General features: G+C 60.9%; 22 protein-coding genes. 18 read left to right on the top strand and 4 right to left on the bottom strand.

The features are described from left to right. Positions 1 to 9: 9 nt before the first annotated feature. Complete coding sequence (locus tag ACSQ83_RS03270; RefSeq protein WP_414949085.1) at positions 10 to 804, bottom strand: ABC transporter substrate-binding protein; 795 nt, start codon at positions 802 to 804, stop codon at positions 10 to 12. A 50-nt stretch (positions 805 to 854) separates the two neighbouring features. Further along, positions 855 to 2,009, bottom strand: a complete 1,155-nt coding sequence (locus tag ACSQ83_RS03265) for a methionine aminotransferase (protein ID WP_436227195.1) — start codon at positions 2,007 to 2,009, stop codon at positions 855 to 857. A 125-nt stretch (positions 2,010 to 2,134) separates the two neighbouring features. Between ACSQ83_RS03265 and ACSQ83_RS03260 the strand changes: the two genes are divergently transcribed. After that, positions 2,135 to 3,055 (top strand): LysR substrate-binding domain-containing protein, encoded by a 921-nt coding sequence (locus tag ACSQ83_RS03260; RefSeq protein ID WP_414949087.1) that lies wholly within the window; start codon positions 2,135 to 2,137, stop codon positions 3,053 to 3,055. A gap of 65 nt (positions 3,056 to 3,120) precedes the next feature. Here ACSQ83_RS03260 and ACSQ83_RS03255 read toward each other — a convergent pair whose 3' ends face one another. Beyond that, positions 3,121 to 4,281, bottom strand: a complete 1,161-nt coding sequence (locus ACSQ83_RS03255; RefSeq protein WP_414949089.1) for a branched-chain amino acid ABC transporter substrate-binding protein — start codon at positions 4,279 to 4,281, stop codon at positions 3,121 to 3,123. Positions 4,282 to 4,571: 290 nt separating this feature from the next. Between ACSQ83_RS03255 and ACSQ83_RS03250 the strand changes: the two genes are divergently transcribed. From ACSQ83_RS03250 to ACSQ83_RS03190, 13 genes are all read left to right on the top strand, one after another. Further along, entirely contained in the window at positions 4,572 to 4,718 is a 147-nt protein-coding gene (locus ACSQ83_RS03250) for a hypothetical protein (RefSeq protein WP_436227194.1), read from the top strand. Between the two features lie 337 nt (positions 4,719 to 5,055). Beyond that, entirely contained in the window at positions 5,056 to 6,618 is a 1,563-nt protein-coding gene (locus tag ACSQ83_RS03245) for a carbohydrate porin (RefSeq protein WP_414949092.1), read from the top strand. A 38-nt stretch (positions 6,619 to 6,656) separates the two neighbouring features. Then, positions 6,657 to 7,808 (top strand): hypothetical protein, encoded by a 1,152-nt coding sequence (locus ACSQ83_RS03240; protein ID WP_414949093.1) that lies wholly within the window; start codon positions 6,657 to 6,659, stop codon positions 7,806 to 7,808. Between the two features lie 61 nt (positions 7,809 to 7,869). Beyond that, a complete protein-coding gene (gene efeB / locus ACSQ83_RS03235; RefSeq protein ID WP_414949095.1) occupies positions 7,870 to 9,141 on the top strand; it encodes an iron uptake transporter deferrochelatase/peroxidase subunit in 1,272 nt (423 codons plus the stop codon). Positions 9,142 to 9,240: 99 nt separating this feature from the next. Further along, positions 9,241 to 10,266, top strand: coding sequence for an iron ABC transporter substrate-binding protein (locus tag ACSQ83_RS03230; RefSeq protein WP_414949097.1), 1,026 nt, complete (start codon positions 9,241 to 9,243; stop codon positions 10,264 to 10,266). Positions 10,267 to 10,278: 12 nt separating this feature from the next. Next, the gene (locus ACSQ83_RS03225; protein ID WP_436227193.1) at positions 10,279 to 11,922 is read left to right on the top strand and encodes an ABC transporter permease; all 1,644 of its coding nucleotides are present in this window, start codon (positions 10,279 to 10,281) and stop codon (positions 11,920 to 11,922) included. 6 nt (positions 11,923 to 11,928) lie between these two features. Further along, the gene (locus tag ACSQ83_RS03220) at positions 11,929 to 12,984 is read left to right on the top strand and encodes an ABC transporter ATP-binding protein (RefSeq protein WP_436227192.1); all 1,056 of its coding nucleotides are present in this window, start codon (positions 11,929 to 11,931) and stop codon (positions 12,982 to 12,984) included. Positions 12,985 to 13,058: 74 nt separating this feature from the next. After that, positions 13,059 to 13,490: a MarR family winged helix-turn-helix transcriptional regulator gene (locus tag ACSQ83_RS03215; protein WP_436227191.1), complete on the top strand. Its 432-nt coding sequence runs from the start codon at positions 13,059 to 13,061 to the stop codon at positions 13,488 to 13,490. Positions 13,491 to 13,571: 81 nt separating this feature from the next. Further along, positions 13,572 to 14,276: an SDR family oxidoreductase gene (locus tag ACSQ83_RS03210; protein WP_414949101.1), complete on the top strand. Its 705-nt coding sequence runs from the start codon at positions 13,572 to 13,574 to the stop codon at positions 14,274 to 14,276. A gap of 34 nt (positions 14,277 to 14,310) precedes the next feature. Next, entirely contained in the window at positions 14,311 to 15,498 is a 1,188-nt protein-coding gene (locus ACSQ83_RS03205) for a thiolase family protein (protein ID WP_414949102.1), read from the top strand. Between the two features lie 299 nt (positions 15,499 to 15,797). Continuing rightward, positions 15,798 to 16,271 carry a hypothetical protein gene (locus ACSQ83_RS03200; protein ID WP_414949104.1) on the top strand — a complete coding sequence of 158 codons (474 nt, stop codon included), beginning with the start codon at positions 15,798 to 15,800 and terminating at the stop codon, positions 16,269 to 16,271. A gap of 889 nt (positions 16,272 to 17,160) precedes the next feature. After that, positions 17,161 to 17,592 carry a peptide-methionine (R)-S-oxide reductase MsrB gene (gene msrB / locus ACSQ83_RS03195; RefSeq protein WP_436227285.1) on the top strand — a complete coding sequence of 144 codons (432 nt, stop codon included), beginning with the start codon at positions 17,161 to 17,163 and terminating at the stop codon, positions 17,590 to 17,592. Between the two features lie 86 nt (positions 17,593 to 17,678). Continuing rightward, positions 17,679 to 19,499, top strand: a complete 1,821-nt coding sequence (locus tag ACSQ83_RS03190) for a cytochrome c biogenesis protein DipZ (protein ID WP_436227190.1) — start codon at positions 17,679 to 17,681, stop codon at positions 19,497 to 19,499. A 36-nt stretch (positions 19,500 to 19,535) separates the two neighbouring features. Here the strand turns inward: ACSQ83_RS03190 and ACSQ83_RS03185 are convergent, their stop codons facing one another. Next, positions 19,536 to 20,240 carry a class I SAM-dependent methyltransferase gene (locus ACSQ83_RS03185; protein ID WP_436227189.1) on the bottom strand — a complete coding sequence of 235 codons (705 nt, stop codon included), beginning with the start codon at positions 20,238 to 20,240 and terminating at the stop codon, positions 19,536 to 19,538. A 179-nt stretch (positions 20,241 to 20,419) separates the two neighbouring features. Here ACSQ83_RS03185 and ACSQ83_RS03180 point away from each other — a divergent pair, with 179 nt between their 5' ends. From ACSQ83_RS03180 to ACSQ83_RS03165, 4 genes are all read left to right on the top strand, one after another. Continuing rightward, positions 20,420 to 21,439 carry a LacI family DNA-binding transcriptional regulator gene (locus tag ACSQ83_RS03180; RefSeq protein WP_436227188.1) on the top strand — a complete coding sequence of 340 codons (1,020 nt, stop codon included), beginning with the start codon at positions 20,420 to 20,422 and terminating at the stop codon, positions 21,437 to 21,439. 2 nt (positions 21,440 to 21,441) lie between these two features. Further along, positions 21,442 to 22,929, top strand: coding sequence for a sugar ABC transporter ATP-binding protein (locus ACSQ83_RS03175; protein ID WP_436227187.1), 1,488 nt, complete (start codon positions 21,442 to 21,444; stop codon positions 22,927 to 22,929). Continuing rightward, entirely contained in the window at positions 22,910 to 23,926 is a 1,017-nt protein-coding gene (locus tag ACSQ83_RS03170; RefSeq protein ID WP_436227186.1) for an ABC transporter permease, read from the top strand. Before ACSQ83_RS03175 ends, ACSQ83_RS03170 begins: the two co-directional genes overlap by 20 nt. 62 nt (positions 23,927 to 23,988) lie before the next feature. Next, positions 23,989 to 24,951 carry a substrate-binding domain-containing protein gene (locus tag ACSQ83_RS03165; RefSeq protein WP_414970389.1) on the top strand — a complete coding sequence of 321 codons (963 nt, stop codon included), beginning with the start codon at positions 23,989 to 23,991 and terminating at the stop codon, positions 24,949 to 24,951. Positions 24,952 to 24,987 lie beyond the last annotated feature (36 nt).

Below are 24,987 nucleotides of genomic sequence, written 5' to 3'. Positions count from 1 at the left end.
AAAACCACTTTATTTAGCAGAGACGTCGATATCGCCAAGATACTTCTTCGCGAACTTCGCGATTGTCCCATCCGCCTTGAGCTTTGCAATCGCCTTGTTCAGGCGCTGCTTCAACGCGTCATCGTCCTTGCGGATGCCATATGCAATGCCGCTGCCGAGGATCTTGTCGTCGCTGACCGAGCCGCCGGCAAAGCTGTATCCCGCGCCGTCCGGCTTGGACAAGAAGGCCGATTGTCCGGATGCGGCGAGCACAAGCGTACCGTCGAGGCGGCCAGCTTTCAGGTCCGTATAAACCTGGTTCTGATCCTGGTACGGCACGACATTCACGCCCGCGTTCGCCCAATGCGCCTTGGCGAAACTTTCCTGGATCGAACCCTGCAATACGCCAATGTTCTTGCCCTTCAGCGATGCCGCCGTCGGCTCAAGCCCGCTGCCCGTCTTCGCGATCAGTTGCGTGGGCACGCGATACACGACCGTCGTGAAGTCGATAGCCTGGCGGCGTTGATCGGTCGCGTTCATCGCAGAGTTGATTGCATCGAATTTGCGGCCCTGGAGAGCCGGGATCAAGCCGTCGAACGAGGTCTCGACCCACACGCATTTCATCTTCGCCGCGACGCATACCGCATTGCCGACATCGATATCCAGCCCCTGCAGTTCTCCGGACGACGCCTTCGATTCAAACGGCGGATATTGCGCTTCCACGCCGTATCGCAAGGTATCGGACTCGGCCGCGTACACGGCAGCGCTGCACAACGATGAGGCCAGCAGCAGGGCGGCCGACAGAACGCGAGCGGTGTTTTTCATGGAGCGTTTCCCTATGGATGGAAGTTGGATGTTGTTATTGAAAGCAACCATTAAACTGCGCACAAGCGCCGTGCGCCTTCGCGCAGCGTGTCGTCGTCCTTGGCGAAGCTGAGACGGATGATGCGGTTGTCCGTGCCGTCTGTGTAGAACGCCGACAACGGAATGGTCGCGACGCGGGTTTCGCGGATCAGGCGCAGCACGAAGTCGCTGTCCGATTCATTGGAGAACGCGCCGAAGCGCGCCAGCATGAAGAAGCTGCCGGCGCTCGGCAAGAGTTCGAAGCGTGAACCGCCAAGCGCCTCGGCGAGCAGGTCGCGTTTCTTTTGATAGAACTCGCCGAGCCCGAGATAGCTCGATGCGTCTCCGAGTGCTTCGGCGAATGCAATCTGCATGGGGGTATCGGCGGAGAAGGTCATGAACTGATGGACCTTGCGGATCTCGTTGGTCAGTTCAGCCGGGGCGAGCGTGAAGCCGACACGCCAACCTGTCACGTGATACGACTTGCCGAACGACGACACGATCACGCTGCGCTCGGCCAACGCCGGATAACGCGCCATGCTGTGGTGAATGGCGCCGTCGAACACCACGTGTTCATACACCTCATCCGACAACACGATGATCTTCGAATCGCGCGTCAACGCCGTGAGGCGATTGACATCTTCCGCAGTGAACGCGCTGCCGGACGGATTGTGAGGCGAGTTGATGATGATCATCCGCGTGCGCGGCGTGATGGCCGCCGCTACCTCGTCCCAGTCGATATGAAAATCGACCGCCGAAAGTTTGATCGGGATGGGCGTTGCACCCTGCAACTGCACGATGGGACCGTAGCTATCGAATGACGGTTCGAAGTAGATGACTTCGTCGCCGGGATGCACGAGCGCGCTGATCGTGGCGTACAAGCCTTCGCTTGCGCTTGCAACCACGGTGATTTCGCTGCCCGGGTCGTAGGTGCCGCCATACAGCTGCTGCGTTTTCAGCGCGATGGCTTCGCGCAACGCGAGCACGCCGGACATGGGCGCGTACTGGTTATGCCCGGCGCGCATGGCTCGCGCCGCGTTATCCACGAGCTTCGGATCACACGCGAAATTCGGTGCGCCTTGCGAGAGATTCAGCGCCTGATGTTCCTCGGCGAGCTGGCCGATCACGGTAAAGATGGTTGTGCCGACATTCGGCAGCTTCGACGCGGGGGTCCAGGCACTTTTCACGACGGTTGTCTCCTGACGACGCAATTCAAGGTTCCATTGTCATTCGACAGCAGCAATAAAGCGTGGACAATCGAAAGTTTGTCATACTAGCCATGAACCCCGCTCATGGCTTACGAGACCCGACAATGAAACCGCTGCCCTCTCTCGATGTGCTCAAAACCTTTGCGGTCGTGGCGCAGCGACTGAATTTCACCCGCGCCGCCGACGTTTTGAACATCACGCAAGGCGCTGTCAGCCGGCAGATTTCCGGGCTGGAGGCGCATCTGGGTTATGCATTGTTCGTGCGCCAGCCGCGCGGTCTCGCGCTGACGCCGAACGGCGCAATGCTTCTCGCACCGTTGCAGCAGGCGCTGGCGCAGATTACCGAGGCGCTGGAGCGTAGCGGGGCGCAGTCGGGCACGTTGCGGGTGAAATGTCCCACGTGCGCAATGCGCTGGATTTTGCCGCGCGTGATCCGTTTGCAAAATGAACGGCCGGAACTTGTGATTGAAGTCACGGCGGCGGTATCGCACGGGGTGGAGTTCAATGCAGAGCAGTTCGATGCCGCCATTGTGTTCGGGCAGCCGACGTTAAAGGGCGTGAGTTCGCATCATCTATTCGATGAAGTGCTGACGCCGGTGTGTGCGCCGGGCTTGTGGAAAAAGCCGCAGGGCGGCGCTGCAACCGCTACGCCCGATGATCTGGCCGACCAGACCCTGCTGCATCCCACGCGGGACCGGCGCGACTGGCTCAGATGGCTGGAAGCCTATGGATATAAGGGATTGCCGTCGGCGAAAGCGCAGCATTTCGATACGCTCGATCTCGCCATTTCATCGGCCATGCAGGGTTTGGGCGTGACGATCGGGGATTTATCGCTGATCGAAGAGGACTTGCTGGCGCAACGGATCATTACGCCGTTTTCGCTGTGCGTGGCCAGCGGGGCTTCGTATTACCTGATCTATCCGGAGCGGCCGGCGCCTTCGCCGGTCCTGCAGGAATTTGCCCAATGGCTCGAGGAAGAGGCTGCGGTGACGCGGGTAAATCTTCAGGCTTACATGAACAGGTGAGATTCTTTCGCGCTCGAGGGCGGGACTTTAAAGCAGCGGCCCCGTCCCCGAGCGTCCGTTGTTTCCTACGTTCCGCTCTTTGTCACGATCGGCACCCAGGCGCCGCCCTTGACCTGATACATCGTCGACGAAGCGTTCTTCAACGCGCCGTTATTGTCGAAGGCGATCGTGCCCGTAATGCCCGGGAACGAAATAGCCTTCAGCGCTGGACGGTACACCTTCGGATCGATGGAATTAGCCTTCTGCATGGCATTGATCGCGGCCCACGCAGCGTCATAACCGAACGGCGCATACGAGAGGATCGCCACCCCGAAATGCTTCTGGAATTTCTCGGCGAACGCCTTGCCCTGCGGCAGCTTTTCAAGCGGGCTGCCATATTCCCACGCCATCGCGCCATCGGCTGCATCGCCGGCGAGCTTCAGGAAATCCGCGTCCATCACGCCGCCGCCGCCCACGAACTGCGCGGTCATACCGAGCTGCCTCATCCGTTTCGCCACCGCCGCCGCTTGCCGGTCGAGGCCGCCAAAGAAGATCAGGTCGGTGCCCGCGCCCTTTAGCGCGGTGAGCTGCGCGCTGAAATCGACGGTCTGGTTGTCACTGTACTGACGCGCGATGATCGAGCCGCCCGCCGCCTTCACCGCTTTCTCGAACTCATCGGCTTCACCCTGGCCGAAGGCCGTCCGGTCGTCGATGATCGAAATCTTCTTCGCTTTCGTTACCGTCACCGCATACGTCCCGGCGGTCCCGGCGTTCTGGGCGTCGCTGGAAATGACGGTGAAGACGTTGTCGAAGCCGCGCTGCGTGATGGTCGGATTCGTTGCCGCAGGATCGATCACGGGAATGCCGGCGTTCTGGTAGACCTGCGACGCCGGAATTGTCGTGCCCGAATTGAAGTGGCCGACAACCACGGCCACGCCGCCATCGACCAGTTTTTGTGCCGCCTGCACGCCGATCCGCGGGTCGGCCTGGTCGTCTTCAGCCTGAATGACGAAGTTGGCCGTCTTGCCGCCAATCTGGATCTTCTTCGCGTTCGCTTCATCCAGCGCCAGTTGCACGCCGTTTTGCAGGTCCTTCCCGTAACCCGCGTTTGCGCCCGTCAGCGGGGCGGCAAAGCCGACCTTGACGTCGAATGTGTCGGCAGCGGCGGATAACGGCAATGCACCCAAGGTGGCGGCAGCGCACGCAAGAATCCAGGCAAGCGGTTTGATATGTGTTCGAAGATGCACTTTTATTCTCCTTCGGGGTTGGACAGGTCCGGCGAGCAAGGCGGTCAGGTTTTGCTTTCGCGTTTTGGTTTTATCTACACATTTTCAACTCCGGGTTTCAACTCGGTTTTTCCCACTGTCCCGATACACGACTGCACCATGGCGGGCACGCTTGGAGCAAGACGGGACTTGCCCGCGTGTGTTGCCATTATCGTGTGGACGAAAAAGGGAGTTAAGCCGGTTGAGCTCGTCGAACTAACTCGCTGGCGACCAGCAGCAGATGCAATTTAGGAAGCCAAATTAGCGGCGTCTTGGCAGTTCGTCGCATTGACAATGCGGATTTCAGCATAGCGGGTTCAAGCGGATTGCCGAAGCTCGCCAAGCTGGCGCTGGCGTCGGCGTTGATCTACTCCGGCAATACCCTGATGCGGACGTTCAACTATCCGGTTCGACCCTGAAGATTGCGGCACAAGATGAAGCGGAGGGGTGCAGCGGCCATTCATATCTCATCCTTTATTCATATATATCAAAGACATTACTAAACGGTTTCGAATAGAGGAGTTATGAAGCCGTAAGAAATGGCTTCTTGTAAGGTAGATTTCACCTCTCTGTAATTATAATGAGAATCGTTCTCATTTATATTGACGTTCAAACTTGGCGTGGGTACGATTCGCTTCGCTGGTGCCTTCTGGATGGTGGCCCGGAGGACGTCACTTATGGCGCGTGTCGTAAGAACGTCTTTAGAACAATCAACACGACGCGTTAGCAGCCGTCGCAACAAGAAAGAGGATTTCGATGCAACCCGTCCAGCTCGCTCCGCGCGAATCGCGCGCTGAATCGCGACGCGATTCACGCCCCGACGCGACCCTGCGCGCTGCCCACAAGCGCTTTAGCGCACCTCGCCGTAGTGCGCCCTTCAGCCTTCGCCGGGTGGTGCTCGGTACCAGCGTGGCGCTGTTCGCGCTGGCTTCATCGGCAGCATTCGCCGCGGGCGCGCCTGCCAACCCGGACGCAACCCCTTCAGACGCGCCCGAAGCCGACTTGAACATCCAGGCGCAACAGGCGGGTCAATGGACCGGTGTCTGGTCACGCTCAACCCTGCTTGGCGACATGGGCGGCATCCGCTCATTCCTCGGCCAGTACGGCGTGACTTTGCAAGCGACGGAAGTATCGGAATATCTGGACAACACGCGCGGCGGCCTGAAAACCGGCGGCACGTATGACGGGCTGACCACCGTCACCCTCGGCCTCGATACACAAAAAGCCTTCGGCCTGCCCGGCGGAACGTTCAACGCGAGCGCGCTGCAAATTCATGGCCGTAACCTGAGCGAGTTCAACCTCGGCACGCTGAATACCGCGAGCGGGATTGAAGCGCAGGACACCACCCGGCTGTGGGAGCTTTGGTATCAGCAGTCGTTCCTGAACAAGCGCGTGGACGTGAAGGTCGGCCAGCAGAGTATTGACCAGGAGTTCATGGTCAGCAGCTACGCGGCCACGTTCGTGAACACCATGTTCGGCTGGCCGGGATTGCCGTCGTATGACATGCCTTCGGGTGGACCGGCGTATCCGCTGTCCGGACTCGGCGTGCGCGTACGCGGCCAGATCACGCCCTCATTGACCGCGCTCGCAGGCGTGTTCGACGCAGATCCGCTCGGCAACAACCCGAACAATCTCAGCGGAACGAACTTCAACCTGCATAACGGCGCGATGTATATCGGCGAATTGCAGTACTCGATCAATCAGCCGTCAGACGGCGAAATGGTCGGCGTTCCGCAATCCGGTTTGCCCGGTACGTACAAGATTGGCTTTTGGTACAACAACGAACGCTTCGCTGACCAGAACATTGACAACACCGGCCTGTCGCTCGCCAATCCGCTGAGCAGCGGCACGCCGCAAAACCATAACGGCAACTACAGTTTCTACGCTGTCGCGGATCAGATGATCTGGCGTCCCGACCCTGACGAACCCCGTAGCATTGGCGTGTTTGCGCGCGTGATGGGCGCGCCGGGTGATCGCAACCTGGTGAGCTTCAGCGCCAACGCGGGCATTGTGATGAAAGCCCCGTTCGCCGGCCGTGACAACGACAGCGTGGGCATTGGCCTCGCCTACATCAAGGTCGGCAACCACGTGCATGACCTCGATATCGCCGCGGCAGCCGCAAGCGGCGGCCCATACGGAATTCGTACGCAGGAAACCGCGGTGGAGGCGACCTATCAGTACCAGGTCAACCCGTGGTGGGTCATGCAGGGTGATCTGCAATACACCTTCAACGCGGGCGCGGGCCAGAATCCCAACGATCCCACGCAGCCGTTGCGCAACACGTTCGTCGTCGGCGTGCGCACTACCATCACTTTCTGATCGGCGTGATCTTGAACGCACGCACCCGAGGCTTTTGTATGAAACAACTTATCAAATCCAGAGCGCTTTCGGTCACGCTGTCGACCGTTGCATCGGCCGCGTTGCTGGTGGGCGGCCTTGTCAGCAGCGTGGCGCACGCAGCGCCAATCGGCTTCCTCGAGACACTGCACAAGCACACCACGCTCATCAATACCGTGCCGTCCAACGGCGACCAGAACCCGTATGCAATCGTGGTCGCGCCGGTGTCGTCGGGGACGGTCAAGCAGGGCGACGTACTGGTAGGCAACTTCAATAACGCCGCCAACCTGCAGGGCACCGGCAGCACGATCATCAACTATCATCCCGACACCAAAGAGATGACGGTGTTCGCCACCGTGCCGCGCGACCTGAAGAATTGCCCGGGCGGTATCGGACTTTCCACCGCGATGACCATGCTGAAGTCGGGCTGGGTGATCGTCGGCAGCACGCCAAGCAACGACGGCACGACCGGCACCAAGGGCGCGGGCTGCCTGATCGTGCTGGACAACCAGGGCAAGGTCGCGTCGACTATCGTGAGTGCGAACATCAACGACCCGTGGGGCAACATGGCGGTCGTCGATAACGGCGATCACGCCACGCTGTTCGTGAGTAACGCGGGCTTCGGAGTGGGCGGTGCGGACGGCAATCCGCCGGTCTTCAAGCAGGCAACCATTCTTCGCCTCGACCTGGATATCCCGGAAGGCAAGGTGCCCGTCGTCAAGCAGGAAACGGTGATCGCCAGCGGATTTGGCGCTCAGGCCGACAAGGGCGTGTTCCTCGTTGGACCCACTGGCCTGGCGTTATCGCCGGATCAGAAGCTGCTGTATGCATCCGATGCCATCGGCAACCGCGTGACGGAAATTGATGACCCCATGACGCGCGATACCAGCGCGGGTGTCGGTCGCCAGTTGACCGCCGATGGTTTCCTGCATCGGCCGCTCGCGATGGTGACGGCGCCCAACGGGCACTTGCTGGTGACGAACGCGTTGAACGGCCAGGTTGTGGAGATCGATCCGGCGACGGGCAAGCAACTGTATGCACGCTGGATCGATACCGACAAGGCGCAATCGCCGCCGGGCAATGGCGACTTGTTCGGTATCGCGATGACGCCGGAAGGCGACGGTTTCTACTACGTACAGGACGATGTCAACACGCTGGTCCTGGCGAAGTAAGTGCGTGAAGTAGATACATAAAGTAAGCAAAGCGAAGTAATCAGCACAGCAGGGCGACATCATGGCAAACGATCAAGATCCACCGCGCCGGCGCTTTTTGAAAGCAGGCGTTGCCGCGGGCGCGGCGCTGGGCGCAGGTTCAGTCGCGCACGCTGCAGCCAAGGCGCAATTCAAGCAACCTATCGACCCAATGCTCGTGGTCGAGCCGTTTTTCGGCGAGCACCAGGCGGGTATCGTGACGCCGCAGCAGAGCCACACGTACGTGGCGTCGCTCGATCTCACGACCGACAAACGCGACGACGTCATCGGCCTTCTGAAAACGTGGACGGACGCGGCCGCGCGCATGTCGCGCGGCGACACGGCCAAGCCGTTGCCCACCGACGACAAAGCCGCACCCGATTCCGGCGATATCCTCGGCCTCGGGGCAGCGGGCCTCACGATCACGTTCGGTTTCGGCCCGGGGCTTTTCACGCACGACGGCAAGGACCGCTACGGTCTGGAGAAACACCGGCCTGCCGCGCTCGTCGACTTGCCGCGTTTCAACGGCGACCAGTTGCTGCCGCAGAAAACCGGCGGCGACATCCTGATTCAAGCCTGCGCCAACGACGCACAAGTCGCGTTCCATGCAGTGCGTCAACTCGCGCGCATGGGCTACGGCATCGTGGCCATGCGCTGGGGTCAGGCGGGATTTCTCTCCGGTCCGCGTGGACAGACGCCGCGCAACCTGATGGGTTTCAAGGACGGCACCAATAATCCGTCGGTCGCAAAACCGGCGCTGATGAATCAGTTCGTGTGGGCGAAGTCGACCGATGCGCCGTGGATGGATGGCGGCACATACACGGTCGTGCGGCGTATTCGTATCACGCTGGAACACTGGGACACCATGGAGCGCGGTTTCCAGGAACAGGTGATGGGCCGCGAGAAATACAGCGGCGCGCCGATCGGCAAGAAGAATGAATTCGATGCGCTCGACCTCGATGCCGCCGATAAAGACGGCAACCAGGTGATCCCCGAAAACTCCCACGTGCGCTTGTCGAACCAGGCGACGAACAACGGTGCGCAGATCCTGCGCCGTTCGTATTCCTACAACGACGGCACCGATTTTTATATCGAGCGCTGGCCGCCATGGCGCCAGGAAACCGAGTACGACGCGGGGTTGATCTTCGTCGCGCATCAAGCCGATCCGCGCACGGGTTTCATTCCGATCAACGAACGGCTCGCGAAGTTCGACATGATGAACCAGTTCACCACGCACGTTGGCAGCGCGGTGTTCGCGTGCCCGCCGGGCGTGCGGCCGGGTTCGTTTATCGGCGCGGGGCTGTTCGATACCTGATTCAACGTAAGCCAGAAGTCAGAAGCTCAAACCAAGCTCAAGCACTCGCCGGCGCACGCTAACGCACGCCGGCGCACCACAACAAAAGGAATGATTGCAATGAACACCACACGCTCCCTGCCCGTGCTGCGCACGCTTTGCGGCATCGCGGTGCTGGCTGCCGCAGCGGCGTTGCCGCTGAACTCGGAAGCGGCGACGCTGACCTTGTACAACGCGCAACACGAGCAAGTTGTGGCTGCGCTCGCGAAGGATTTCGAAAAGCAAAGCGGCATTTCGGTGAAGGTTCGTAACGGTGAAGGCCCGGCCATGGCGGCGCAACTCGTCGCGGAAGGATCGGCTTCTCCCGCCGATGTCTACTTCACCGAGAACTCGCCCGAACTGATGTTGCTCGACGAGAAAGGCCTGCTCGCCAAAACCGATGCGTCCACGCTCTCGACCATTCCGTCACGCTACAACTCGCCGCAGGGCGACTGGGTCGGCGTGCTCGCGCGCGAGAACGTGCTGGTCTACAACACAAAGAAGATCGATGCCGCGCAACTGCCGGCATCGCTGATGGACTTGGCCAAGCCGGAGTGGAAAGGCAAGGTCGGCATTGCACCGAGCGACGGCGATTTCCTGCCGGTGGTGAGCGCGGTTATCGCGATGAAGGGCGAAGCGCAAGCGCTGGACTGGCTCAAGGGCCTGAAGAAAAACTCGCAGATCTTCGATGACGACGAAGGCGTGGTGGCAGCGGTGAATCGCGGCGGCGTGGCAACGGGCGTAGTGAACAACTACTACTGGGCGCGCTTGCATGTGCAACTCGGTGACAGCGCGACACGTAGCGCGATCTATCACTTCGGTAACGGCGATGTGGGCGCACTCGTGAACGTATCGGGCGCGGCCGTGTTGAAGTCGAGCAAGAACCAGCAGGCGGCGCAGCAGTTCCTCGCGTATCTGGTGAGTGAACGTGCGCAGGACCTGATGGCCAAGGGCAAGATTGCGTTTGAATATCCGCTGCATGCAGGCGTTTCTCCCGACCCGCTGCTCAAGCCTTTTGACCAGTTGAGCCCGCCGTCGTTGACGGTTGAACAACTCGGCGATGACAGCAAGGCCGCGAAGCTGATGCGCCAGGCCGGACTACTGTAAGCGCAGGAGCGTATGAGCGAAGTCGTGAAGGCGGTTGGCGTATCCGCGCTGCCTGAACCCCGCAGCCGCAAACGCGCGCCGCGGGGTTTGCTCGTGGCGGCGGGATTGTGCGCGCTGCTCGTGCTGATGCCGCTCGCCTTCACGGTGTATCGCGCGGTGACGTTCGGCTGGGATGACGCTATCGAGCTGATCTTCCGGCCGCTGGTGGGCGAATTGCTCATCAATACGCTGTCCATTACCGTGAGCGCCACGCTCGTATCAGCGGTGGTGGGGACGGCTGCAGCGTGGTTTATTGAACGAACGCGTTTGCCCGGGCGGCGTCTTTGGGCTGCGCTTACGGTCGCACCGCTCGCGATGCCCGCGTTCATCACGAGTTATGCGTGGGTCTCGCTGAGCCTCGATTTGCAGGACTTCGCGGGCGCGTTGCTCGTGATTTCCACCGCGTATTTTCCCCTTGTCTATCTGCCGGTCGCCGCCGCCTTGCGCGGCATGGATCCGGCGCTCGAAGAAAGCGCGCGCTCGCTCGGTTGCGGACGCGTTGGCGTGTTCATGCGCGTAGTGTTGCCGCAATTGCGGCCCGCGCTGCTCGGCGGAATGCTGCTGGTGGCGCTCGGCGTGCTGTCTGAATTTGGCGCGTTCACGCTGCTGCGCTTTCGGACCTTCACTACCCAGATTTACGCCGAATACAGGACTAGCTTCGACAGCAGCGGCGCGTCGGTATTCGCGTGCATTCTCATCGCGATGTGCCTGTTCTGCCTCGCGCTGGAAATGCGCGTGCGCGGCCGTTCGCGCTATGAACGCGTCGATCGCGGCGTGCGGCGTGCCGCATTGCGTTATGAACTCGGTGCGTGGCGATGGGCGGTGGTCGCCGCGTTCATCGTGCTGGCAATCGTGACGCTGGGCGTGCCTATCGGCATGATTGGTTTCTGGCTGACGCAAAGCGGTGCTGCGGCCATCACGCCCGCGGAAGTGTCGCCGGAACTGCTGATTGAATCGACGTTGTCATCGATCGGATATGGGTGCGCCGCCGCGGTCGTCACCACGCTCGCGTGCGTGCCGCTCGCGTTTCTGCTCGTTCGTTTTCCGAGCCGGATGGCGACGACGTTCGAACGCATCGTATTCCTCGCGCAAGGGTTGCCGAGTCTCGTGGTCGCGCTGGCGATCGTATCGCTGGCCGTGCATGCGTTGAGGCCGCTGTATCAAAGTGCTGAACTACTGGTCGTGGCCTACGCCATCCTGTTCCTGCCGCTCGCGCTCGTCAGCGTGCGCGCGGCGTTCACGCAGGCGCAGCCTCGTCTTGAAGAGACGGCCCGATCGCTTGGGCTTAGCTGGCGCGAAACCGTGCGGCGTGTGCTCTTGCCGCTCGCGGGCCCAGGCCTTGGCGCTGGCGCGACCATGGTCTTCATCTCGGTTGTCACCGAACTCAATTCCACGTTATTGCTGTCGCCCAGCGGTACACGCACGCTTGCCACTCAAGTGTGGATCGATACCTCCACGCTCGCGTTCGCCTCCGCTGCGCCGTATGCCGCGTTGCTCGTGGGTATTTCGCTGGCGGCATCGATTGCGCTCTTCACGTTGCTCGGGCGATCGGCGGTTGGCGGGCGTGCGGCGGTTTTAAAAGAAGGACTGCAGGCCGGTTCGCCGACTGACAAGTAAATCGATATGAGCGAACTTCGCGTTACCAGCCTGACCAAATCCTTCGATGGTCAACCCGTGCTTCATGGCGTCGATTTATCGGTGGAACGGGGCACTCTGCTTGCGTTGCTCGGGCCGTCCGGCAGCGGCAAGACCACGCTGTTGCGCGTGCTCTGCGGCTTCGAACGGGCAGACGGCGGCACCGTTGAAATCGATGGTGTACGCGTGGCCGGGCCGGGCATTCACGTGCCGTCTGAAGCACGGCGAATAGGCTACGTGCCGCAGGAAGGCGCGCTTTTCCCGCATCTTTCGGTCGCCGATAACATCGTCTTCGGCTTGCCGAGGCAGCAGCGTCGGGCGCGGTATCGCGTGGATGAATTGCTGGCGCTCGTTGGTCTGCCCGCCGCGTATGGCGACCGGCCGCCGCAGGCATTGTCCGGCGGACAGCAGCAACGCGTCGCACTCGCACGCGCACTTGCGCCGTCGCCCTCGCTCGTGATGCTCGACGAACCATTTTCTTCGCTCGATGCCGCGTTGCGGATCGAAACGCGTGAAGCCGTGGCGAATGCGCTTGCGGCCACGGGCGCGACCGCGGTGCTGGTCACGCACGATCAGGCCGAGGCGTTGTCGCTTGGGCACGAGGTCGCGGTGTTGTGGCGCGGCCGTCTTGTGCAGACGGATTCGCCGGAGGCGGTGTATCGGCGGCCCGTGTCGCGTGAGCTGGCGAGTTTTGTCGGCGACGCGGTGATCGTGCCGGGATCGATCGATGCCCGGAATTCAAAGCAGGTGATTTGCGAGTTCGGCACCTTGCCGATCGCACGCGCGATGGCCGCGATCGATGTCGATGTGATGATCCGCCCGGAGCAGATCCGGATTGTGCCGGATCATCAAACGAACGGCGACGGCGTTCAGGCGGTGGTCGAGAAAGTCGTGTTCTATGGTCACGATGCCAGCGTCATGCTGCGCTCTCTCACCTGCGAGCGTGGCGTGCAGATTCGCGTCGCGGGGCATTCGCATCCGCGTGTCGGCGAACGCATTGCGCTGTCGGTCGAAGGCGATGTCGTGGCGTATCCCAAGGGGTAATTGAGGGGCTGGTCCCATGGCCGGCGATTTCCCTCGCCTTGACAAAGTGCATATACACAATTATAATGACCGCCATGACTACCCAAGATCTGACCTACCTCGATTGCAACTGCTTCGCCATCCGTCAGGCGGCGCGGTTTGTGTCGCAGCTTTATGAGCGCCACGTTAGCCAAGCAGGGGTGACGGCGGCGCAGTACACGTTGCTTGCGGCAATCCATCGGCGGCCCGGCGTGACCATGGCTGAGCTCGCGGACGCCATGGTGATGGAGCGGACCACGCTGGTCCGAGCATTGAAGCCCTTGCAGCGTGACTGTCTTGTGATTGCTGCCCAGCAAGACGCGAGTACGCGCGCCGTGGCGTTGTCGCTGTCGGACGCGGGCAAGAAGACGCTTGGCGAAGCTTCAGTGCATTGGCGCGAGGCCCAGAACGAATTCGAGGACAAGTTCGGCCGGGAACGCGCTGGAGAACTGAGAAAGTCGCTGCTTGAATTGACATCGACGGAATAATCGGCGGACTGAACAGTCGCCCGGCCCCAAACCGGGCGTTTTTTGTACCCTATTTAGTGCATATGCACAACGGAGATTGACATGGAAATCAAAGGAAAAGTCGTATTGGTGACGGGTGCAAATCGCGGCCTTGGCGAGCAGTTTGCGAAGGCGCTGCTCGCGGCGGGGGCATCGAAAGTGTATGCATCGGCGCGCGATAAAAGTCAGGTCAAAGTGCCCGGCGTGGAACCGGTCCAACTCGACGTCACGAACGCGCAGAGCATTGCCGCGGCGGCCGAGCGCCTGACCGACGTGCAGGTTGTCATCAACAATGCAGGCGCGATCATCGGCGGTTCGTTGCTGGATAGCGCGTCTGTCGACGCCGTGCGCTCGCAGGTCGAGACCAACGTGATCGGTCCGCTTGCCATCACGCAGGCGTTCGCGCCGATCCTCAAGCGCAACGGCGGCGGCGCGGTTGTCAACATCCTGTCGGTGTTGAGCTGGCTGACGATCGACACCTCGGGGACGTATAGCGCGTCCAAATCCGCCGCGTGGGCGATCACGAACGGCTTGCGCACTGAATTGCGCGGGCAGAACACGTTGGTGGTGGGCGTGCATCCGGCGTTTATCGATACCGATATGACTGCGGGAATCGATGCACCGAAGACATCGCCGGAAGAGGTCGTGCGTCAGGTGCTTGAGGGCATTGAGCAAGGCAAGGAAGAGATTCTCGTCGATGACGTCGGCCGTAACGTGAAGGCGTCGTTGTCGACGGCCACGCCTGCGTATCTCGCGCCGGCGCACTGAGTTTTGGGCTGAACCACGCAAGGAGCGAAGGACCATGACTCAACTACGTGAAATCGTGCTGTGCGAGCCGGTCAGGACTGCGATCGGCGCATTCAACGGCGCGCTGAAAGGCACGCCGGCGACGGACCTTGGAGCCGCCGTTGTCCGTGAAACCTTGCGGCGTGCCGGGGTGGCGGGACAGGACGTGGATTCGGTTACCTTGGGTAACGTGATCCAGGCGGGCAACCGCATGAATCCGGCTCGTCAGGCGGCCTTGAACGGGGGCTTGCCTGTAACAGTCCCTGCGCTGACGGTGAACCGTGTGTGCGGGTCGGGCGCGCAGGCGATTGTATCGGCGGCTAACGAGATCACCGCCGGGTTCGTGCAGCTTGCGGTGGCGGGCGGCATGGAGAACATGGACCGTGCGCCATATCTGCTCGACAACGGTCGCTTCGGGTATCGGATGGGCAATGCGGAAATCCACGACAGCATGTTGCGTGACGGTCTCGACGACGCCTTCTCCGGAAAGCATTCCGGCTGGCACACCGAAGATCTCGTGACGCAAATGGACATCACGCGCGAGGCGCAGGACCGCTTCGCCGAGCGCTCGCAGCAGCGTTTTGCCGCGGCGCAGGCGAAGGGTCTGTTTGCTGCCGAAATTGTTGGCGTGGACGTCAAAGCCGGGAAGCAAAGCGTCGTCTTCGATACCGACGAACAGCCGCGTCCCGACACCACGTTTGCCACGTTGTCCAAACTGCGGCCCGCATTCCGCCCCGATGGAACGATTACCGCGGGCAACGCGCCGGGCCTGAACAGCGGCGCGGCAGCAATGCTCGTAGCCGATCGCGCGTTCGCCGAGCGCAAGGGGATCAGGCCATCGGTGCGGCTGGTCGCGTATGGTATTGCAGCCGTCGAACCGGGCATGTTCGGTCTTGGGCCGGTGCCTGCCGTGCAGCAGGCGCTGGACCGCGCCGGCTGGAAGCTGGGCGATCTCGAACGCATCGAGATCAACGAAGCATTCGCCGCGGTGCCGATTGCGGTGGCGCGCAAGCTCGGTTTGCCCGATGACGTGGTGAATCCCGAAGGCGGTGCGATTGCGCATGGCCATGCTATCGGCGCAACTGGCGCGGTGCTGGTCACGCGTCTCGTTCACGCGATGAAACGCGACGGGCTTAAGAAAGCGATGGTGACGCTGTGTATCGGCGGCGGGCAGGGGATTGCGCTGGCGCTGGAAAGCGTTTGATGTGCTTGGCTATTGAAAAGGAAGGCGTCGTCTGAAATCCCAGTGAATGTGGTGCGATGCACAAGGTTTAACTTCGTCTCTCGCGGCACGACTTTCAACGCCGGACTCACTCAGGATCATCAAACAAACGCGGTCTAGCGCGCTAATCAGGCGAATAACGCGGAAGGTTGGCGGATTATGGCGATAGTCTTTCGCATGAGTACGCACTGCGAACAGTAAGGTGAAAGCTCGTTTTGGCGACGCCTCGGAATCAGCCTGATCCGGACGCCGCCATTCCTGTTTCAAGGAGTGCACGCGCTATGAAAATCCCCCTGTCCGCCGGCATTGCCGTGATGTTGCTGAGCACCAGCGCGCTCGCGCAACAACCAGTCGCCATTCCAATGCGCAGCCAAAGCCCGGGGCAAACCAGTATCGACAGAGGCATGTGCTACAGCTACGCCAATCAACACACCGGCGTGGTGATGGCGCGCGTATCTCAGGCGCCTGAGAAACCAAGGACCGTGAAGCCTGGCGCGATTCATCCTGTGCCGGTGGCGACGCCGTTACCATCAGCGATTGCGCCCGGGTCCGACCCGGTCGCGGGATTGGGACTGGCCGCTTCTGCAACGCCCACGCCTGGGGTGGCCTCGGATGCGCGGGCTGCGGCAAATGCGAGTTCTTCAACTTCTGCCGATGCACCCATGCCAGCGTTGCCGCCGCCGGAACCGCCGATGGTTCAGTATTGGCGCTCGTATGGAGAATGTATGACGGGGCGGGGGTATTTGGTGCAGTGAGGTTTTTTGCTCGCGACGAGGGATGGACGGGTGATTGGGTTAGCGGTCGGGGTCAGTGCCGGGTTGCCAGGTTCTTGCGTTAGCGGTCGGGTTCATTGCCGGGTTGCTGCTTTCCAGGTCTTCGCGGGTTTTATGTTGGCTGTTTTCTTTATCACTATTAGCCACTGCGCGTGGCGGCGCGTCATTTCTTGGTCCTTAGCGACAAAGAAACGAAGCAAAGAAAACGCTTTCACCGCTCTACCCTAAGTGTCCACAGCGTGCAGTTTTCATTCATGGGTGCCCCAAAAGCACGGTGCTCGCCAGAACCACCGATGTTTGAACCCCTCCTTCTCGCGAATCCCGACACGAACACGCTTCGCCCCGTACGCTCTCGGGCAAGCTCCAATTAACCGTCAAGCAACCGCCCGGATCTACCCCCACCATACGCATGGCAAGTCGATATTCATCAAGTTACGCTATATTTAGTTAAATATAGCGTAACTTGTATATGGAATGGCTGTAGATCATCCGTAGATCAGCCAAACGAATTTTAATGGGCCACGTGTAACCCACTGTGTTCCCTGGACGAACTAGCTTATAGACGCACGGTGAATGTTGCGATTTAAACCAAGCGGCATTCAAGATCCGGTTGAAACAGGCCTCAGGTTTCTTAAATTAATCACGGTTTTTTCGGTCGTAAGGGATTAAAGCCGTGATTGACGTGTTTGCCTGTTAGAACCCCCAACCAAGGTTCTCCGTAGCAACCCGGAAGGCCGTCCGTACGCAGTACGACTTTCCCCAAAGCGTAAGTTTTGTTCAGGAGCACATCATGCAAACCCGGCGCCGGTTTATTTTTGCAGGCAGCGTCCTCGCAGCAGCAGCGTTCGCCGCATTCAATCAACGTCACGTAATGGGTGCCACCGGAGGCAGCAGCACCGCCGACGAAGCCTTCGAAGTCGTCCACCCCGACGACCAATGGCGTAGCCTGCTCACGCCCGCTCAATACAACGTGCTCCGCCATGAAGGCACGGAACGCCCCTACAGCAGCCCTCTGAACAACGAACATCGCAACGGCACGTTTGCTTGCGCCGGATGTCAGCTAGACGTCTTTTCTTCTCGCACAAAGTTCGACAGCCACACTGGCTGGCCAAGCTTCTGGGCACCGCTCGATCACGCAGTGGCAACGCACGAAGACTTGTCCTTCGGCGTATCACGCACCGAAGTGCACTGCCGACGCTGCGGCGGCCATCTCGGACATGTCTTCGATGACGGCCCCAAACCCACCGGCTTGCGCTATTGCATGAACGGCCTGGCAATGGAGTTCAAACCCGCCGCGGCCTGAACACGCTTCCCGATCCGCTGCACAAGCTCTCGAAACTGCTTTGCGCCGCACCCCGACCACCCGAAGACCTAAGAACTTTCACGCTCATGTTACTCATTGTCCTGGCTTATCTCGGCGGCGCACTCACTATCCTGAGCCCGTGCATCTTGCCCGTGTTGCCCTTCGTCTTCTCGCGTGCAGACCAACCATTCGTGCGCAGCGGCCTGCCTTTGCTGGCCGGCATGGCGATCACTTTCGCCGCAGTCGCAACGCTCGCCGCAGTGGGCGGCGGCTGGGTCACGCAGGCGAACCAATACGGCCGATGGCTCGCCGTCGCATTGCTGGCCATCTTCGGCCTGACGCTGCTGCTGCCAAGCTTCGCCGAGCGCCTCATGCGTCCGTTTGTCAGCGCGGGCAACCGTTTGTCCGAATTCGCTCAAGCCGGCGGACAACACGTGCGCCCAAGTTCATCGTTCCTGCTGGGCATCGCAACCGGCCTGCTGTGGGCGCCGTGCGCCGGCCCAATATTAGGCCTCGTTCTGACAGGCGCAGCACTGCGCGGCGCGAGTGTGGGCACAACGCTGCTGCTCGTCGCGTATGCGGCAGGAGCGGCGACGTCGCTGGCGGTCGCGTTGCTCATCGGAGGCCGAGTGTTTGCAGCGATGAAACGCTCGCTCGGTGCAGGCGAGTGGATTCGTCGCGGCATTGGCGCCGCGATGCTGCTTGGCGTCGTCGCCATCTCGTTAGGACTCGATACCGGCGTGCTCGCTCGCGTGTCCACAGTTGCAACAGGTGGCATCGAACAGAAACTGGTGGATACATTGTCGGGCGGTTCTACACCGGCCAAAGCTGCCACTAACAACAACGTCGCGTCTGCCCAAACCACCGCGGCAACAGACGCTGCCGCCGGTCCCGCCATGATGAAAGCAGCCGCCACCAACGAGGCGCCGTTGTCGCTGCCGGTGGAGGGCGAATTGCCGTCTTTGTCGGGCGCCGTTCAATGGCTCAATTCGCCGCCGCTGACGGCGCAGGATTTGCGCGGCAAGGTCGTGCTCGTGGATTTCTGGACCTACTCGTGCATCAATTGTTTGCGTTCGCTGCCTTACGTGAAGGCGTGGGCGCAGAAGTATCGCGATCAGGGGCTCGTGGTGATCGGTGTACATGCGCCCGAGTTTGCATTCGAGCGCAACGTGGACAACGTCAAGCGCGCGACGCACGATCTGGGTGTCGATTATCCGGTTGCCATCGATAACAACTACGCAATCTGGCGCGCATTCGGGAACCAGTACTGGCCGGCGCATTATTTCATCGATGCCAAAGGGCAGGTTCGCTTCCATCACTTTGGCGAAGGCGACTACGCGCATTCGGAACAGGTGATCCAGCAGTTGCTGGCAGAAGCCGGTCACGCAAATGCAGGCGCGATGGTCAGCGACGACACTGTGGCGAAAGGCGTGCAAATGGCGGCCGATAACGCCGACATGCAGTCGCCGGAAACGTATGTCGGCTACGAGCGCGCAGAGAACTTTGCCGATCGCGGCGGTGCATCGCATGATCGCGTGCACAGCTATACCGCGCCTGCTTTGCTCGGGCTCAATCAATGGGGCTTGGCGGGCGTATGGAACGTGGGTTCGGAGCAAGCGACGCTGGCGGCATCGACGGGTACCATCGTGTATCGATTCCACGCGCGTGACTTGCATCTCGTGCTCGGACCCGGAAAGGGCAACAAGCCGGTGAGGTTTCGCGTGAGCATCGATGGCGCGGCGCCCGGCGATGCGCACGGGTCGGATGTCATGGCCGACGGCACCGGCACGGTCACGGAGCAGCGTTTGTATCAGCTCGTGCGGCAGTCAGGCGATGTGAAGGATCACACCTTCACCATCGAGTTCCTGGACCCAGGCGTCGAGGCGTACGCATTCACGTTCGGTTGATCGGCTAGCAACGAGCAACGTATGCACAGCGCGATGTCATGCGTCGCCAAAACGATAGATCAGCAGCCTGCCTTTATAGGCGGCGGTATCGTCGAAAGCGATTTTGTCCAGGCGTTCCTCGCGCATGTGAAAGCCGCGTTCGCCCATTTGGCGGTTGAACGCGGCGCGGTTGCCGCGGTCAGGGTCCACGATCCAGACCTCGGCCGCCGGCGATGCATGCAGCCCGATAAACGCGGCGAGCGTCGCGTTGGCATCGCGTTCATAGAGCAGGTCGCTGCCCATGATCAGGTCGAAGCGGCCATCGACAATACGGCGTCCTGAATCATCTTCCAGCGTATCTTCCAGTTCAGGAATCGACCAGTTGCCGTGCCGGTATTTCATGGGTGGCAAGTGATTCAGGCGCAGGTTTTCTTTCAGGAAGTCGCCGGTTAGCGGATGACAATCGCTGGCGGTGACATCGGCGCCGCGACGGTGTCCGACGAGACTGGCGAGCGCCAGTCCGCAACCGATTTCGAGAATTCTTTCACCCATCGAAACCGGTCGCAGGGCGAGGCGCGCGGCGAGATGCGCGCCGGATGGCCACAGCATGCCGAACAGCGGCCACATGGCGGAAGAGATGCCGATTCGTTCAGCGTCGCCGGCGGGATCGGAGAATTGCTGAAGGTCCAGCAGCGAACGGATGATCAGGTCTTCAACGCCGACAATGGCGATGTTTTGTTGCTTGGTCAGGTAACCGGGCATCAGGGAGGCGCGGAAGTGAAGCCGCGCGGGAGGATGGGCGGCCAGTATGCGCTAGTTTGCGACGTCCGCCGCAGAGCTTGGGTCCTGATGCTCCCCCTTCGTGTTTGTCCCTATCGCGTCCTGGCCCTCTCGCTCCAATAATGTAATCCATTACATCCGCGGACCGCGAGTTGAAACGAATGACCGATTCATTGCGTTCCGCCGATGAAATCTCGATCTCCGATGTCGCCCAAAAGGCGGGCGTATCGGTCGCGACCGTATCCCGTGTGCTCAACGGTCACACCAACGTACGCGAGCCCACGCGCGACAAAGTGCTCGCAGCGGTTGCCGCCAGCGGGTATCGGATCAACGAACTCGCGCGCAATTTGCGCACCGCGGAAAGCCGCATGCTGCTCACCATGGTCCCCGACTTCGGCAACCCGTTCTACGCGGCCATCGTTCGCGGCATCGACAGCGTCGCGCGTCAAAACGGCTATTTCATGCTGCTTTGCGATACCGGCGCCGATCCCGGCCGCGAGCGCAGTTATTTCGACTTGCTGCGAGGCCGCCGCGCCGACGGTGCCATTTGCCTCGATCCTGCCGCGATCCAGCAGGCGTTGGTCGAAGAGGCGGCCACGCTGCCGTGGGTAGCGTGTTGCGAATTCGATCCGGCCGCAGGCGTGCCGTATGTAGGCATCGACAACTATCAAGCCGCCGGCGATGCAGTACGCCACCTGCTCAGCCAAGGCCACCGGAAGATCGCGCTGATCAATTCGGGCCACGGATACTTATATAGCCGCCAGCGCGCGGAGGGTTATCGCGATGCATTGAGTGCGGCCGGGATCGACGCCGATTCCGCCTGGCAAGTTGACCTCGATACCCTCGATTACGCCGCCGGTGAAAGCGCCGCGCGGAAGCTCACCCGCTTGCGACGCAACCGGCCAACTGCTGTGTTCGCCGTCTCCGACACGCTCGCCATCGGCGTGATCAACGGCTTGCGTGGCGTCGGCTTGCGCGTCCCGGACGACATGGCGGTGATCGGTTTCGACGACATCGCGGTCGCCGCGCAAATCGATCCACCGCTCACGACGGTCGCCCAGCCCATGCGCGAACTGGGCGAAACCGCCGCGCGCCTGCTGCTCAAACGCCTGCGCGAACCCAACGCGCATGTGCCCGGCGTGCTGCTCCCGCACAAGCTGATGATACGAAGGAGCGCGTGATCATGAGCCTGGCCGTCAGCTTCGATAACATCGAAAAACAGTTTGGACCCGTTCGCGTGCTGCATGGCGTGAGCTTCGACCTGGCACCCGGACGCATCTACGGTTTGCTTGGCGAGAACGGCGCCGGCAAGTCGACGTTGATGAAGATCCTCGCGGGATACGAACGCCCTGGCGCGGGGTCGGTTTCCATCGACGGCGTGGTCGTGACCTTCGAGAGCTCGCGCGATGCCGAAGCCACGGGCATCGTGCTGATCCATCAGGAACTGAATCTCGCGGATCATTTGAGCATTGTGCAGAACATGTTTCTGGGTCACGAGAAGAAGCGCGGCCTCTTCCTCGATGAACCCGCCATGCGCGAAGACGCGCGCGCACGTCTCGCCGATGTCGGCCTTCACAAACATCCGGATACACGCGTACGCAACCTGATCGTCGCGGAAAAGCAGCTTGTAGAGATCGCCAAGGCCATGCTGCGCGATGCCCGCCTGTTGATCATGGACGAACCGACCGCCACGCTCACGCCTGCCGAAACGCAACGGCTCTTCGCATTGATGGCGCGGTTGAAGGACGACGGCGTGACCATCATTTATATCTCGCACAAACTCGACGAAGTGGAACGCGTCACCGACGAAGTGATCGTGATGCGCGACGGCCGCTTCGTCAGCCGCGGGTTGACTGCCGAGACCACGCGCCAGCAGATGGCGAACCTGATGGTTGGGCGCGAAGTGTCCGACATGTTCCCCGATAAACCCGTCATTCCCGCCAATGCCCGCATTGCGTTCAAGGTCGATAACGCCTATGTGCCGGGCTGGGCGGAGAACGTGAGCTTCTCGGTGCAGGCGGGCGAAGTGTTCGGCTTCGCGGGACTGGTGGGCGCGGGACGCACGGAACTGTTTGAAGGACTTGTCGGCTTGCGGACACGCGCGGCGGGACACATCACGCTCGAGGGCGAACGCATCAATCCGCGCAATCCCCGCGCTGCGATGAAACACGGCATCACATATTTGAGCGAGGACCGCAAGGGCCGCGGCTTGCACGTCGACATGGCGTTGAAGGACAACCTCACCATGATGACGCTCGAGCGCTATGCCCATCCGTTGCTCGACGCGCAAGCGGAACGCGATGCGCTTAAAAAGGCGGTCGGCGACTTCGGGATCCGCACGGGCAATCTGGCGAGCCGCGCGCGCATGTTGTCGGGCGGCAATCAGCAGAAGCTTGCACTCGCGAAGTTCCTGCATCCCGACCCACGCGTGATCGTTCTCGACGAACCCACTCGCGGTGTCGATGTCGGCGCGAAACGCGACATCTATTTCCTGATCCACGCGCTCGCCGCCGAAGGCCGTGCGGTGATCGTCATCTCATCCGAACTGATCGAGCTGATCGGTTTATGCCATCGCGTGGCGGTGATGCGCGGCGGGCAGCTTGTCGCCACGCTTGGGCGCGAACATCTGACTGAAGAGAGGTTGATCGCGCATGCGACCGGCACACACTGAAGGCGTTGAAGGATCGAGCAGCCTTGGCAGCTTTGCGCGGCGTCTGCACGGCGTCGGGCCGCTGCTCGGGCTGGTCGCGCTATGCATAGGCGGCACGCTGCTGAACCCGGATTTCGCCACCTTCGACAACGCGATGAACGTCCTCACGCGTACCTCGTTCATCGGCATCATCGCGGTCGGGATGACCTTCGTAATCATCTCGGGCGGTATCGATTTGTCTGTTGGATCGATGGCCGCATTGATCGCCGGCAGCATGATCTGGATCATGAACGCGCTTGCGCACGGGGTGGGCGGACATACGCTCGCGCCGCTCGCCATCATTACTGTCGGAATCGTTCTAGCCCTTGTTTTAGGGGGTCTTTTCGGTTTGGCGCATGGACTGCTCGTGACCAAGGGACGCATTGAACCGTTCATCGTGACACTCGGGACGCTCGGGATTTTCCGCGCAGTGCTGACGTGGCTCGCGGACGGCGGCGCGCTCACGCTCGACAACAATCTGTCCGATCTTTATGGCCCCGTGTATTACGCCAGTCTCTTTGGCATTCCCGTGCCTATCTGGGTGTTCCTGATCGTCGCGGCGGGTGGCGTGATCGTGTTGAACAGAACCGTGTTCGGGCGGCATGTGCAGGCGATCGGCTCGAACGAACAGGTCGCGCGTTATGCAGCCATTCGCGTCGATACCGTGAAGATCGTCACCTACGTGTTGCTTGGGCTGTGCGTCGGCGTGGCGACGGTGCTGTACGTGCCGCGCCTCGGGTCTGCCACGCCGACCACCGGCCTGCTCTGGGAGCTCGAGGCAATTGCGGCGGTGGTCGTCGGCGGCACTGCGCTAAGAGGCGGCGAAGGGCGCGTGATCGGGACGGTGATCGGCGCAATCCTGTTGTCGGTGATCGCGAATATCCTGAATCTCACCAGCATCATCAGTGTGTATCTCAACGCGGCAGTGCAGGGCGCCGTGATTATTTTCGTAGCGTTTTTACAGCGTGGACGTCGTTGAAGTGTGTTCGAACCGTGCCCTGAAATCCTCTCGGGCGCCTGTCAAAACAATGGAGACACAGCATGAAAAACATTCTTCGCGCACTCGGCGCCCCGCTCGTTACGTTGGCGCTGGCGGCGGGCACCGTTTCGGCCAATGCCGCCGATAAAGTCACGCTCGGCGTCGCTATTCCCACTGCGACGCACGGCTTCACCGGCGGCATCGTCTGGTGGGCCAACGAGGCCAAGAAGGAGCTGGAAAAGGAGCATCCCGACCTGAAGATCATCATCAAGACAGCGGGCGGCGCGCCGGAACAAGCGAACCAGTTGCAGGACCTGGTGACCGTGAACAAGATCAATGCGCTGGTGATTTTCCCGTTCGAATCGGCGTCGCTGACGCAGCCGGTGGCGCAGGTCAAGAAGAAGGGCGTCTACGTGACCGTGGTGGATCGCGGACTGACCGATACGAGTGCTCAGGATGCCTATGTAGCCGGCGACAACACCGCGTTCGGCAAGCTGCCGGCGGAATATCTGGCGAAGACGATGGACGGCAAGGGCGACATCGTCGCGTTGCGCGGTATCCCGACTACGCTGGATAACGAGCGCTGGGCTGCGTTTGAATCGGTGATCAAGCAGCATCCCGACATGAAGATCCTGGATGCCAAATACGCCAACTGGAATCGCGATGATGCGTTCAAGGTCATGCAGGATTACCTGACGCGTTTCAAGCATATCGACGCAGTCTGGGCAGCCGATGACGACATGATGATCGGCGTGTTGAAGGCGATCGATCAGGCAAAACGCACGGACATCAAAGAGGTGTTTGGCGGCGCGGGATCGAAGGAAGCGGTCAAGCGGATCATGGACGGCGACAAGCTGGTCCAGGCAGATGTGTCGTACTCGCCGAAGTTCATCTACGACGCCATCAAGCTCACTGCAGAAGCACGTTTGAAGGGTGAAAAACTGCCGGCCACGACCATCATTCCTTCGGTGCTGATCACGAAGGACAACGCCAAGCAGTTCTACTATCCGAACTCGCCGTTCTGAACTCGTGACGGCTTGAGGACAGCACCATTTGCGGAT

The sequence above is a fragment of the Caballeronia sp. LjRoot29 genome (genome assembly GCF_964252755.1).
Taxonomy (GTDB): Bacteria; Pseudomonadota; Gammaproteobacteria; order Burkholderiales; family Burkholderiaceae; genus Caballeronia.
The sequence above is the reverse complement of the archived record's forward strand: the minus strand, read 5'-3'. Positions and strand labels throughout refer to the sequence as shown.

What these genes read in the sequence shown, in the direction of transcription:
- ACSQ83_RS03175 (WP_436227187.1), top strand. Translation starts at nt 21,442, where the DNA reads ATGAGCCTGGCCGTCAGCTTCGATAACATCGAAAAACAGTTTGGACCC.
- ACSQ83_RS03165 (WP_414970389.1), top strand. Translation starts at nt 23,989, where the DNA reads ATGAAAAACATTCTTCGCGCACTCGGCGCCCCGCTCGTTACGTTGGCG.
- ACSQ83_RS03170 (WP_436227186.1), top strand. Translation starts at nt 22,910, where the DNA reads ATGCGACCGGCACACACTGAAGGCGTTGAAGGATCGAGCAGCCTTGGC.
- ACSQ83_RS03270 (WP_414949085.1), bottom strand. Translation starts at nt 804, where the DNA reads ATGAAAAACACCGCTCGCGTTCTGTCGGCCGCCCTGCTGCTGGCCTCA.
- efeB (WP_414949095.1), top strand. Translation starts at nt 7,870, where the DNA reads ATGGCAAACGATCAAGATCCACCGCGCCGGCGCTTTTTGAAAGCAGGC.
- ACSQ83_RS03205 (WP_414949102.1), top strand. Translation starts at nt 14,311, where the DNA reads ATGACTCAACTACGTGAAATCGTGCTGTGCGAGCCGGTCAGGACTGCG.
- ACSQ83_RS03220 (WP_436227192.1), top strand. Translation starts at nt 11,929, where the DNA reads ATGAGCGAACTTCGCGTTACCAGCCTGACCAAATCCTTCGATGGTCAA.
- ACSQ83_RS03200 (WP_414949104.1), top strand. Translation starts at nt 15,798, where the DNA reads ATGAAAATCCCCCTGTCCGCCGGCATTGCCGTGATGTTGCTGAGCACC.
- ACSQ83_RS03185 (WP_436227189.1), bottom strand. Translation starts at nt 20,240, where the DNA reads ATGCCCGGTTACCTGACCAAGCAACAAAACATCGCCATTGTCGGCGTT.
- ACSQ83_RS03260 (WP_414949087.1), top strand. Translation starts at nt 2,135, where the DNA reads ATGAAACCGCTGCCCTCTCTCGATGTGCTCAAAACCTTTGCGGTCGTG.
- ACSQ83_RS03245 (WP_414949092.1), top strand. Translation starts at nt 5,056, where the DNA reads ATGCAACCCGTCCAGCTCGCTCCGCGCGAATCGCGCGCTGAATCGCGA.
- ACSQ83_RS03215 (WP_436227191.1), top strand. Translation starts at nt 13,059, where the DNA reads ATGACTACCCAAGATCTGACCTACCTCGATTGCAACTGCTTCGCCATC.
- ACSQ83_RS03190 (WP_436227190.1), top strand. Translation starts at nt 17,679, where the DNA reads ATGTTACTCATTGTCCTGGCTTATCTCGGCGGCGCACTCACTATCCTG.
- ACSQ83_RS03210 (WP_414949101.1), top strand. Translation starts at nt 13,572, where the DNA reads ATGGAAATCAAAGGAAAAGTCGTATTGGTGACGGGTGCAAATCGCGGC.
- ACSQ83_RS03240 (WP_414949093.1), top strand. Translation starts at nt 6,657, where the DNA reads ATGAAACAACTTATCAAATCCAGAGCGCTTTCGGTCACGCTGTCGACC.
- ACSQ83_RS03230 (WP_414949097.1), top strand. Translation starts at nt 9,241, where the DNA reads ATGAACACCACACGCTCCCTGCCCGTGCTGCGCACGCTTTGCGGCATC.
- ACSQ83_RS03225 (WP_436227193.1), top strand. Translation starts at nt 10,279, where the DNA reads ATGAGCGAAGTCGTGAAGGCGGTTGGCGTATCCGCGCTGCCTGAACCC.
- msrB (WP_436227285.1), top strand. Translation starts at nt 17,161, where the DNA reads ATGGGTGCCACCGGAGGCAGCAGCACCGCCGACGAAGCCTTCGAAGTC.
- ACSQ83_RS03180 (WP_436227188.1), top strand. Translation starts at nt 20,420, where the DNA reads ATGACCGATTCATTGCGTTCCGCCGATGAAATCTCGATCTCCGATGTC.